This is a genomic window from Blautia sp. MSJ-19, assembly GCF_018918125.1.
GTDB lineage: Bacteria > Bacillota > Clostridia > Lachnospirales > Lachnospiraceae > Blautia_A.
This window is the reverse complement of record NZ_JAHLQA010000028.1, coordinates 1-11,400: the sequence shown is the minus strand read 5'-3', so window position 1 is coordinate 11,400 and position 11,400 is coordinate 1. Positions and strand designations below refer to the sequence as shown.

The following is an 11,400-nucleotide window of genomic DNA, read 5'->3' as shown; positions in this document are numbered from 1 at the left end:
TTATTATACTATTTTTATCAACGTACTACAATTATTTCTCGATAAACTCCTGTTTTTCGGGAATTTACCTTGCAATAGATTAGTTTGCAGCTATCGGGAACTTCACGTAAAACTTAACGCTTTTTAGAAATACAACAGATTTTTTACGGATGCAGCCAGCTGCTGTGGATTTTTGCAAGCAAACGTGCATTGTGATAAGCCATTCGAAGTGTCAGGCATGTCCTGCCCAGATATTTTCCTCCATCTTCAGTCCTGACACATGCAAGTGCCAGATCTGCCTTTGCCGGATTCTGCAGACATACCGGAATCAAAAATTGAATGCTATGATTGTAATACTGCGGAATTGCAGTACGATAATCCGCTTTCAGCATCCGCCTGGTCTGCTGCAGGGCACCATCAAAAAGCTGCACTTTCATCACACTGCTTCGGATTGTTTCAGGCAGACGCAGATTGTTTTCTGTTTCCTCAAAAATATGCTCGTATTGTGGAATGATATCCAGGCTGGTATCAAACATAAGCTCTGCGGGATCTCTGACATATTCCGCCCGCGTCGGAAGATTGACGATTCCTGATTTCAGCAAATGATATTCTGTATAAAATCCTTCCAGAAACCACCGCTGCCTGTCCGGTACCAAGTTTGGAACAAAGTACGCATATACAGGCTGATAGTACAGATTAAACAATCCTGTATTAAAAATCGCATATTCTTCTGTTTCCAGTATTTTTCCTTCTTCATAAACTCTCTGAAATGTATGCTCCAGATATCCCTTGAGGATTCCATTATCATCCGAACCATCAAAGCTCCATTTCTCCGGAACGATCCTGGAAAGATTCTGTATCTGCCGGTTGTAGTTTCCGCAGTACGTGTACTCAAACAGATTCAATTTTTTTACCTCCTGTTTTCCTGATTAAATTACTGATAATAATATTGTATTTGGGAAATCATCCGACAGAACTGCCGGTGTAGAATATACATTAAAAATAACACAACTTCTCTTTCAGTGCAATTTCGAGTTCCGTCGAAATGTGTCTTTTCGTTGATTTTTACGGAATACTGTCTATAAAACAATAACGTGTTTTTGAAATATGCTCGGTCCGGGAAGCAAGCTCGGTGATTTTACTATAGCATTGCTCCCCACTCCATGCTATAATAAAAAACTGAAATAAGCACTTTCCGACAGAAATGCGGAGCTTACAGGTAAGTTGCTTATACATTTATTTTTTCATCAAGGAGGCAACGAACTTAATATGACTAAAGAAGAATTTCGAAAACTGACAGACAACATACTCCTTCTGGACGGTGCTACCGGTTCTAATCTGATGGCAAGCGGTATGCCGAGAGGAATCTGTACAGAAACCTGGGTCATTGAACACAAGGACATTATCCAGAATCTGCAGCGTGCCTACATCCAGGCAGGAAGTCAGATAATCTACGCTCCAACTTTCGGTGGAAACTGTATGAACCTTGAAAAGCATGGACTGAGAGATAAGATTGAAGAAATCAACCGTACTCTGGTCGGATATTCCAGAGAACTTGCAGGTAATGGTGTTTATGTAGCCGGTGATATCACAACTTCCGGATCTTTTATTACAGCAGACGGTGATTATACTTATGAAGATGCTTTCAAGATGTATCAGGAACAGATTCGTATTCTGGCTGATGCTGGTATTGACCTGATTGCAGCTGAGACTATGATTAATATTGAAGAAACTCTTGCAGCTGTTGATGCTGCAGCTTCTGTATGTGATCTTCCAATCATGTGCACCATGACTGTAGAAGCAGACGGAAGTATCTTCAGCGGCGGTAATGCGGTAGAAGCTGCTGTTTCTCTGGAAGCAGCCGGTGCAGACGCGGTAGGTATCAATTGTTCTGTAGGTCCGGATCAGCTTGTATCTGTCGTAAGAAGCATTAAAGAAAATGTTTCTATCCCGGTCATCGCAAAACCAAATGCAGGCATGCCAGTCATTGATGACAAGGGAAATGCAGTCTACAGCATGAATGCAGATGATTTTGCCCGTCATATGAAAGCCCTGATTGAGAGCGGCGCTTCTGTTGTCGGTGGATGCTGCGGCACCACCCCGGCTTTTATTAAAGCAGTACATGATGTGATAAGATAGAAATAGTCGACCCTGGGGGCGGTCAAAGTGAATAATTTCCATATTCTTATTTTCAATAACCAATGACATGTCTTATGTTAGTTTTTGTGTTTACGCAAAACATAAAATGTTCTCCCCAAACTGATATATGCGTCAATTTAATCACCAGAGCAGAACTTTGTGATATTCGCTTCTGCTCTCCTGGCTGTTACAGAATGGATGTACAAGCATCTATAATGTAACAGCCTTTTTACAGCAATTTATAGAAATACAACTTTCCGATGCTTTCTTCCAACATTATCCATATTGCTTTGCCTCGATAAATGGGGCTCTTTTCTATCCGATGCTTGATTTCACTTGTTTCAGCTGGTCCTAGCATCGCACATAGTAGATATAAATATCCCGATGCAATATTTCATAAATTTCAGTAGTTATCGGCATCGCTCTAGATAACTTTTTCCCTCTCGATGCTTTGTTCCACAAATCCAGAGGCATCGGCATCGGCTACTAAAAATCATTCCATCTCGTTGCCCTTCCCACCCATTTTCCACTACAAGCGGCATCAAGATTTTGCTTTCAATTGGATAGAAATGTTCTATTTCAATATTTCTTTCGTTCCACTTCAACATTTCTTTTTAATCATTTCACTTTAATTGCTTTCTCCGGGCACATTTCCTGACAGCAGAAACACCGGATACATTTCTTATAATCGTACACTGGAGGATTCTTTCTCCCTTTTCGAAAGTCAACAGCCTTATCCGGTACAGGACAACTCTTCACACAGATTCCGCAACGGATACAGCGTCCCGCCTCAATATATGGTTTCTTCTGAAAAATATTCAGAGCCTTTGCCAGACGCTCCCACATACCGGATCGCGCAATTCTTCGATCCACATCAAAATATGGATTACCGTACTGTGCCACGGCTTCTTCCATCGTAATCGGACCGGAAGGCGTAACAAGCTCAATTTCTTCTGTTTTCCATGTGCCAAGTCCCATCTTCTCGCCATGATAATTTGTCGGTACCATCTCCGGCTTCAGATGAATCAGATTACAGAACACGCTGTCCAATGCAACCGGATCCTGCGACATCAGTATCACATTCATCGGTGCCGGATCTCCGGATCCAGGACCATTTCCCTCCATCGCAACAATCCCATCCATAATATACAGGTGTGGCTTCACATATTGGTTCAGATCAATCAGCATCCGCGCAAAACTGTCCGCACTCGGATATAAAGTATGCCCCTTCGCCTTATGAAATCCATACACAAATCCATAACTGTTCTTCACCGCACCGGTAATACGCTCCAATGCATGCGTTTTCATCTTGCACAAAGAAATCACACAATCCTTCTCCAGAAGTTCTTTGGGAAGAATAAATTCCTTTGCCTGAATTCCCTCAGGATTTTCCACGCGAACACCCTTTGTATAATCAATTGCCGGAATTTCATATTTCTCCAGATAGGTATCCATTCCCGTTCCATGGATGACTTTGGAAGTTGTTCCATTCCCGCAGGAATCTGCAAGTGCCAGATCCTGATATCCTTTTTCCTTCATTAATCTGGCAAACATCCCGACAACCACCGGATGCGTGATCACCGCTTTATCAACCTCTGCTTTTTTCAGAAGGTTCGGCTTCAGCAGAATGGATTCCTCTTTTTTAACAATATTCTCAATACCGCCCAGAAGCTCCAGACCGATTTCAAGATTCTCATAAACAAGTTCTTCCCTGTAGGAATTACAGGGAAGAAGAATAACTTTGCTTTTTTTATTCATTATAATCCTCATTCAACAACAGAGTCAGATGCTGCTCCAAGATCTGTTTCACGAATTGCTTTGCGGACCGTAAGCACACATGCCGGAACCACCGAAAGAAAATCCACACCCATATCCAGAAACTTTCCGGTCAATGCGGTATCGGCTGCGATTTCTCCGCAAATGCCAACTTTACGCTTTTCCTGATGTGCCGCATCCACGACCATACGAACCATGCGTAAAACTGCTGGATGGTGATCATTATATTTATCTTTCAGAAGTGGATTCTGACGATCCATCGCAAGTGTATACTGTGTCAGGTCATTGGTTCCAATACTCAAAAAATCAACACGTCTTGCAAGCTCCCGGCTGATCATCACTGCCGCCGGTGTCTCAATCATGATTCCGATCTTAATTTCTCTGAATGGAATGTCTTTTTCCTGCAGACCCTCTTTTACTTCCTGTATGATCTGCTCAATCTCATCCATTTCTTCTTCAGAGTCAATCATCGGAAACATCATTGCCAGGTTGCCATATGCACTTGCCCGGTAAATTGCACGAAGCTGTGCTTTGAACATCCTTCTTCTGTCAAGGCAGAGACGAATACCACGGTTGCCCATGATCGGATTGGTCTCCTGCGGAATATCCAGATACGGAGCCTGTTTATCAGCCCCAAGATCTGCAGTACGAATGACCGCAAGACGCTCGCCCATCGTCTCAGCTACTTTTTTATATGCACGGAAAAGTTCGTTTTCTCTCGGGTAATTTTCCCTGCCGAGATACTGAAACTCGCTTCGCAGAAGGCCAATGCCTTTGGCCCCATAAAAAAGGACACTGCTCAGATCACTCATATTGCCGATATTGGCATATAGTCCGATCTGTCTTCCGTCCTTTGTCTCATCCTTCTGAGCCTTCAGCTTCAGAAGCTCTTCTCTCTCCCTGCGGTCCGCTTCCAGACGAATCTCATATTCTCTCTGGATCTCCGCATCCGGATCAAGATAAAATGTACCTGTATAGCCATCTACGATTGCTGTCGTTCCGTCCCATTCGTCATCTGCCGCGATGTCTACCAGGGTCGGAATTTCCATTGTTTTCGCCATAATTGATGCATGAGATACTGCAGAGCCATGATGCATGACCACTGCCAGTAGTTTGTCCTTATCCATCTCCATGATCTCTGTCGGAGACAATGCCTCCGCAACCAGGATCACTGGTTCATCTCCCAGATTGATACGGATCGCCGCACCACCAAGAATCTGGATCAGACGGTTGGAAATCTCCTGCATATCACTGATTCTTCTTCGGATAACCGGTTCTTCCAGGTGTCGGAATGTCTCAACCAGTTCATCCCTGTTGATCATAACTGCATATGCAGCATTCACTTTTTCATTGGAAATACTGCTCTCAATTGCATTCTGATAGCTTTCGGATTCCAGGAGCTTGATCTGTCTCAAAAAAACTCCTGCTTCCTGTTCATTCAGAAGCCTGTTGGCTTCATACAGTTCCTGAAGTTTCTGAACTGCCTGAAGCCGGGCCTCCTGAAAATTACTGATTTCTTTTTTGATGTTACTGACCAGACACTGACGTATCTGGTACTCCCCTCTACTGTAATACAGTATTTTGCCGATGGCTATTCCTGAAAAGGTAGCAATACCTTTATAGATTTCCATCCTGCTTCCCCCTTATTTTTATCAGTCGCAGGCTGCTTTGAACTCTGTCCAGTTCTTATTGTAAGCTTCTTCTGCTTCTGCGCTGATATTTTCTACTGCTGATCCCTCTGTTACAGAATCCGGTACAACAAGGTCCTGATTCTCAAGCAGGGAATCTGCTGCTTTGTTTGTGCAGTAGTATCCGATATAATCGAAACATTTTGCTGCATTTTCCGGCTGAAGGATATAATCCATAAACTGATATGCCTCGTCCTTATCCGGTGCCTGACTTGGAATAAACATTCCCATAACACCAAATCCAAGTCCCTCTTCCGGATATACGACTTTGAGGTCCGGATTTTCCTGCAGTGCTGCTGTTACCTGTGAAGTATACAGGAATGCAACACTTGCTTCTCCATTCAGAAGAGAATCCTGTGTATTATCATCCTGAATCAGACGAACATTCGGTGCAAGCTCCAGAAGCTTCTCACCTGTTTTTGCGATATCATCTGTATCCTGATCATTAAAGTCCTGACCAAGTGCAAGGTTTGTAATACCGTTGATAACACGATAGTTTGCAGTCAGTGCGATGCTGTCCTCAAGAGATTCATCCCAGAGATCATTATAACCCTTAATATCAATATCTACCAGATCCGGATCATATACGATCAGTGGAATACCAGCACCATATGGTGCAGTATACTCATCGTTCGGGTCATAGAACTGTCCCTGATACAAAGGATTGATGTTATCCCATCCAGACAGCTTGGAAGTATCCAGTTTTTCTACAAGACCTTCCTGAATCGCAGTTTCGATAATATAATCATCTGCAACAACGACATCATAATCTCCACCTTTTGCCATGGAAAGTTTCTCAAGCATGTTTTCATCGGTGTCGAAATTGGAATATACCACTTTTATTCCAGTTTCTTCTTCAAAACCATCCAGTACTTCCTGTGGGAACATGTTTTCCCATGTGTAAAGTACAAGTTCCTTGGAATCCGCACTTACGGATACGCTCATAGCCGGAATGACCATTGCTGCACATAATGCGCATACTACTAATTTTTTCATAGTCTTCTCTCCTCTTCTTGTCTCTATTATAAACCTTTTCATGAAGCATAAATTGCTATTCACTCCGTTCACAGCAATTTAGTCAAAATGCATTCCAAATCACCTTCGGTGATAGCATTTTGCCCATATGTCTCGGGATTTTGTCATATTTATGACAAAACACCTCGCGGGATACTGCCTGTAAACAATAGCTTAAATATACCCTATTAAGTATAACTTACTTTTTCTTCATTGAAAAGAGTTTATTCCTGTTTTGTGTTCGCCCATTTCATTTTTACTGCTTCGTCTTTTTCTTTGTCAGTTTTCCGACCATCGTATAAATAAAAAGAATCAACAGTGTAAATATCAGCATGATCGTACAAAGGGCATTTACTTCCGGTGTAACACCAGTTTTGATCTGTGTATAAACTTTGATTGGCAAAGTTGCCAGACGAGGACCATTGATAAAAATACTGATCACAACATCATCCATGGACATTGCAAATGCCAGAAGGGAACCGGACAGTACGGCCGGCATGATAAGTGGCAGGATAATATCCCAGAATGCCCGGAAAGGACCGGCCCCGAGATCTCTCGCAGCTTCCTCCAGTGACGGATCCATACCCGCCAGTCTCGCCTTAACCTCCATCAGGATATATGGCACACAGAATACTGTATGACCGATCAGCAATGTCAGCATGCCAAACGGCAGGTTCATCATATAAAAGAATGCCATAAGTACCATGCCAAGAATAATCTCCGGGATCATCAGCGGCAAAATGGAAATATATTCCAGAATGCCTTTTGTCTTCCAGTGGATCCTGGAAAGTCCTACAGCTCCCAGTGTTCCGATCACCGCAGATACCAGACAGCTTACGACTCCAAGAAAAAGGCTGTTTCCAAGTGCCTCGATCATAGCACTGTCATGAATCAGTTCCTGATACCATTTCAGGGAAAATCCTGTAAATCGAACAGGAAGTTTCGACTCATTAAAGGAAAATACGATAACTACCGCAATCGGCAGATACATCAGTACAAAAATCAATCCGAGATAAAACCCTGAGAGTTTTGAATTCTTTTTTTTCATCCTACACCCTCCAGTTCCTTTGCATTTGTTACTTTGCGGTAAAGCATGATCATCAGTGTTGTAAGGATCATCAGGACAACCGCCAGTGCTGCTGCAAACGGCCAGTTGTTTCCTTTGGTCATCTGTTCCTGGATCAGACTGCCGACAAGGACAATTTTATTTCCACCAAGGATATCTGCAATAAAGAACAGTCCCATGGATGGAATAAATGTCAGAATCACACCGGACAACAGTCCAGGTAAAGTCAGTTTAAAAGAAACGGTCCAGAAAGCCTTAAACGGACTTGCTCCAAGATCCCGTGCAGCTTCTACCAACGACCAGTCCAGTTTTTCTGCACTGGAATATACAGAAAGAATCATAAATGGCAGAAGCACATAAGTCATACCAATCACAATAGCCGGATAGCTGTACAGAATACGCAGCGGCTTTTCGATCAGGCCAAGGCTCTTCAGCACATGGTTCAGAAGACCTTTCGTCTGCAAAATGATCATCCATCCATACAGACGGATCAGAGAATTGACCCAGAACGGCAACATCAGAAAGATCATGGCACGTTTTTTCCACTGATCAGAAAGTTTTGCCATAAAATAACCAAACGGATAACCGATCAGACAGATAATGATCGTACTGGTCACTGCCAGCTGAAAAGAGCCTGTAAATGTCTTCATATAGACCGGATCCAGAATTTTCTTATAGTTTGCAAGAGTAAAAGCCCATTCCACACCATGTCCTGCTTTTGGCTGTGCAAAGCTCAATGCCACCATATACAGCAGTGGACCTGCAACAAAAATGATCGTAAAAATGTATAATGGCAGGATCATCCAGACAGAACCGGATTTATGTTTTTTCATATATCTGCCCCGCTTTCTGCCTCAGATGGAAGATCAACGAGTACTGCATTTTCTGCCTCAAAATGACAGGTAACTTTCTGCCCCGGCTGCACACCAGCATCAATACCATGTCTGTTTGCAACTGCTTCTGTACCGTCTGCAAGTTTCAAAACAACACGAAGAAGTCCTCCTGCAAAGCTTTTCTCAATAACCGTTGCTTCAAGACCACTTTGACAATTTTCATCAAAGATCAGATTCTCACTGCGTACTGCCAGTGTTACAGGTGTACCCGGAGCAATCTTACGCCCTTCGGCTGTGACAGAAACCGTGCTGTTTGCAAGAGAAACTTTGATGTTTTCTCCATCAGTTTCCTGTGCAGTTCCCTTCAGGATATTTGCATTTCCAACAAACGTTGCCACATAACTGGTCTTTGGATGGTTATAGATCTCATCCGGAGTTCCAATCTGTTCAAATGTTCCATGATTCATTACAGCGATTCGGTCAGACATGTTGATCGCCTCTTCCTGATCATGCGTGATATAAATAAAAGTAATTCCAAGTTTTTTCTGTAATTTCTTTAATTCCAGCTGCATTGCACGGCGAAGCTGGAGATCCAGTGCTCCCAGCGGCTCATCCAAAAGAAGGACTTTCGGATTGTTGACCAATGACCTGGCAATCGCCACTCGCTGTCTCTGTCCACCGGAAAGTTCAGATGGTTTTCGTTTCTCATAACCCGGAAGCTGTACCAGATCCAACATTTCTGTTACACGCTTTTTAATCTCTGCCTTTGGTGTCTTTTTCAGTTTCAGACCATACCCAATGTTATCGGCAACTGTCATATGCGGGAACAATGCATAATTCTGAAAGACAGTATTTACATCACGTGCTTCCGGCGGAAGAGATGTCACATCTTTTCCCTCCAGAAACACCTGTCCGGAATCCGGTGTCTCAAGGCCCGCTATGATACGCAGAGTTGTAGTCTTTCCACATCCGGAAGAACCAAGAAGTGTAATAAATTCACCTTTGTCAATGGAGAGGCTGATTTCTTTCAAAACAGCCTCATCCTCGGTAAAAGACTTTTTTATATTTTTTAATTCCAAACATTTTTCTGTCATTTGTTTTCTGTCTGTCCTCCTGCTGTTTTATCGTATTACCACCTTCAGCAACTCCTTACATTATTCTATTGTAAATTTTTTATTGCTGTGAACCGTTACGATCTTATTCAATTGTATGCCTTACATACTGAATATAACTTTCTTTATCAAATACTGGTGTATAGTTTTCTGTAATTTCTTTTGCTTCCTGTGCATCATCCTTAAGAAGTTTGTATGCCGTCAGTGCCAGAAGCTTTGCCGGTAAGATATAGGCTTTTTCCGGATCTGTAATCCGAAAATCTGCCCCGTGAAGCTTCCCTTCAAATCCTTTAAATGTAAAATTTACAACCGGAACGAGGTGGCTCAAATCTCCTACATCTGTACAGGCATTATTGAAATCCCCCTTCTGTACTGTACGATAATCCAGTCCCAGATCGTCAGCAGCTTCAATCAGTGCTCTGTCTGCTGCTCTTGGAATGATCGGCATGTAGCCCTGAAGCTTTTCCTGTTCTATTTTCCCACCAAATGCATAGGCTGAACCGGCATAAGCCCGGTTTATCATCTCTGTGATCTCCTCAATCTTATCAAGTGATGCTGCACGGACTTTTGTCTCAACAACTGCTTCATCTGGCACACTGTTGATCACATCACCTGCTTTACGAATTACATTATGGAGGCGCACATGATCTTCCTCTCGAAAAGTCTCTCTCATCAATCCCATCATCTGAATGGCACTGGTCGTGATGCTCAGTGCATTGACCCCATTCCAGGGATCGATAGCTCCATGTGCTGCTTTACCACGCACCGTCACTCTCTCGGCACTGTAACCGTTACATGCCGGATTACCAAGATAAAAATCCTCTTCTACCGGAACCATGTGTACGTGTGTCGTCAGAGCAATGTCGGTATCATCAAATACACCCGTACGGATCATCTCGCTTTTGCCACAGCAGAACTCGATGCCTTCCTTCCTTAATCTGGCACGTTTGTCTGCATCAATGTATTCTTCTGCCGGGACTGCAAGAAAATTCAGATTTCCATCAAGGCATTTCTGCACTTGCTGATCTGCCATTGCAATCGCACAGCCGATCATTGCTGCCATCTGTGCATGGTGACCACAGGCATGCGCCACACCGGTCGTCGGATCTGCCTTCGGATGAGAATGGCATCCAATTGCATCCAATTCCCCGATCACCGTCAACGTGGGACCCTTTTTTTGCTTCATACTGCCCTTTACCCCGGTGTGTGCAAGGTGCTCTGTCACTTCATACCCCAGACTTTTCAGAAATTCCGCCGCCTTTTGCGCAGTGCGCACTTCTTCATATCCAGGTTCCGGATGTGTTGCGATATCCTCCGCAAATGCAATGATCTGATCTCTGTGTGCATCGATTCGATCCAGGATACGCTGTCCGGTTTTATCTATCATCTGCCTCATCTCCTTCTGCTGCTTATTATCTGGTACTCCCATTATAGATTATCGCAGATTTTCGCAGCACTTTGGCAAGTTAATGCGTTATACAAACACTATATTCATATTCTCCTATAATAACATAAATTTCAGTCAATGCAAGTACTGAAAAAGAAAACGTAATCAACACTCACATCGAAATTGTTCTTTTTTTCATACTCGATGCTAATTAAACCAATTTCAAAGAACATTGCATCGAAATAGTAACTTTTTTTATATCCGATGCCAACATCTTCATAAAATAGGGTTATGCCCGTATAATGGTGTAAATTGAATATTAAAAATAAATAGAGCCAAATGCTCTCCCTTTAGGTATAATAAGTTCACCACAAACAAAATTACCAAGGAGGATTCACAAATGGCT

General features: G+C 42.9%; 9 protein-coding genes. 1 reads left to right on the top strand and 8 read right to left on the bottom strand.

What is annotated here, in order from left to right:
* Window positions 1-143: 143 nt before the first annotated feature.
* The gene (locus KQI91_RS10165; protein WP_253288526.1) at window positions 144-884 is read right to left on the bottom strand and encodes a DUF3825 domain-containing protein; all 741 of its coding nucleotides are present in this window, start codon (window positions 882-884) and stop codon (window positions 144-146) included.
* Window positions 885-1,248: 364 nt separating this feature from the next.
* Here KQI91_RS10165 and KQI91_RS10160 point away from each other — a divergent pair, with 364 nt between their 5' ends.
* The gene (locus KQI91_RS10160; protein WP_216392669.1) at window positions 1,249-2,118 is read left to right on the top strand and encodes a homocysteine S-methyltransferase family protein; all 870 of its coding nucleotides are present in this window, start codon (window positions 1,249-1,251) and stop codon (window positions 2,116-2,118) included.
* 618 nt (window positions 2,119-2,736) lie between these two features.
* Here KQI91_RS10160 and KQI91_RS10155 read toward each other — a convergent pair.
* The 7 genes from KQI91_RS10155 to KQI91_RS10125 form a co-directional block, all read right to left on the bottom strand.
* Window positions 2,737-3,876 carry a DUF362 domain-containing protein gene (locus KQI91_RS10155; RefSeq protein WP_216392668.1) on the bottom strand — a complete coding sequence of 380 codons (1,140 nt, stop codon included), beginning with the start codon at window positions 3,874-3,876 and terminating at the stop codon, window positions 2,737-2,739.
* Between the two features lie 8 nt (window positions 3,877-3,884).
* Window positions 3,885-5,525, bottom strand: coding sequence for a phosphoenolpyruvate--protein phosphotransferase (gene ptsP / locus KQI91_RS10150; protein WP_216392667.1), 1,641 nt, complete (start codon window positions 5,523-5,525; stop codon window positions 3,885-3,887).
* Window positions 5,526-5,546: 21 nt separating this feature from the next.
* Window positions 5,547-6,578 carry a polyamine ABC transporter substrate-binding protein gene (locus KQI91_RS10145; RefSeq protein ID WP_216392666.1) on the bottom strand — a complete coding sequence of 344 codons (1,032 nt, stop codon included), beginning with the start codon at window positions 6,576-6,578 and terminating at the stop codon, window positions 5,547-5,549.
* A 274-nt stretch (window positions 6,579-6,852) separates the two neighbouring features.
* Window positions 6,853-7,644, bottom strand: a complete 792-nt coding sequence (locus tag KQI91_RS10140) for an ABC transporter permease (RefSeq protein WP_216392665.1) — start codon at window positions 7,642-7,644, stop codon at window positions 6,853-6,855.
* The gene (locus tag KQI91_RS10135; RefSeq protein WP_216392664.1) at window positions 7,641-8,495 is read right to left on the bottom strand and encodes an ABC transporter permease; all 855 of its coding nucleotides are present in this window, start codon (window positions 8,493-8,495) and stop codon (window positions 7,641-7,643) included. The genes KQI91_RS10140 and KQI91_RS10135 overlap by 4 nt, the downstream gene beginning before the upstream one ends.
* The gene (locus KQI91_RS10130) at window positions 8,492-9,589 is read right to left on the bottom strand and encodes an ABC transporter ATP-binding protein (protein WP_216392663.1); all 1,098 of its coding nucleotides are present in this window, start codon (window positions 9,587-9,589) and stop codon (window positions 8,492-8,494) included. Before KQI91_RS10130 ends, KQI91_RS10135 begins: the two co-directional genes overlap by 4 nt.
* A gap of 103 nt (window positions 9,590-9,692) precedes the next feature.
* On the bottom strand, window positions 9,693-10,994 hold the full coding sequence (locus tag KQI91_RS10125) for an amidohydrolase (RefSeq protein ID WP_253288525.1): 1,302 nt from the start codon (window positions 10,992-10,994) through the stop codon (window positions 9,693-9,695).
* Window positions 10,995-11,400: the final 406 nt, after the last annotated feature.

Excerpts from the sequence above, each read along its gene's own strand:
- KQI91_RS10135 (WP_216392664.1), bottom strand. The coding sequence starts at position 8,495 with ATGAAAAAACATAAATCCGGTTCTGTCTGGATGATCCTGCCATTATAC.
- KQI91_RS10140 (WP_216392665.1), bottom strand. The coding sequence starts at position 7,644 with ATGAAAAAAAAGAATTCAAAACTCTCAGGGTTTTATCTCGGATTGATT.
- KQI91_RS10130 (WP_216392663.1), bottom strand. The coding sequence starts at position 9,589 with ATGACAGAAAAATGTTTGGAATTAAAAAATATAAAAAAGTCTTTTACC.
- KQI91_RS10125 (WP_253288525.1), bottom strand. The coding sequence starts at position 10,994 with ATGATAGATAAAACCGGACAGCGTATCCTGGATCGAATCGATGCACAC.
- KQI91_RS10160 (WP_216392669.1), top strand. The coding sequence starts at position 1,249 with ATGACTAAAGAAGAATTTCGAAAACTGACAGACAACATACTCCTTCTG.
- KQI91_RS10145 (WP_216392666.1), bottom strand. The coding sequence starts at position 6,578 with ATGAAAAAATTAGTAGTATGCGCATTATGTGCAGCAATGGTCATTCCG.
- ptsP (WP_216392667.1), bottom strand. The coding sequence starts at position 5,525 with ATGGAAATCTATAAAGGTATTGCTACCTTTTCAGGAATAGCCATCGGC.
- KQI91_RS10155 (WP_216392668.1), bottom strand. The coding sequence starts at position 3,876 with ATGAATAAAAAAAGCAAAGTTATTCTTCTTCCCTGTAATTCCTACAGG.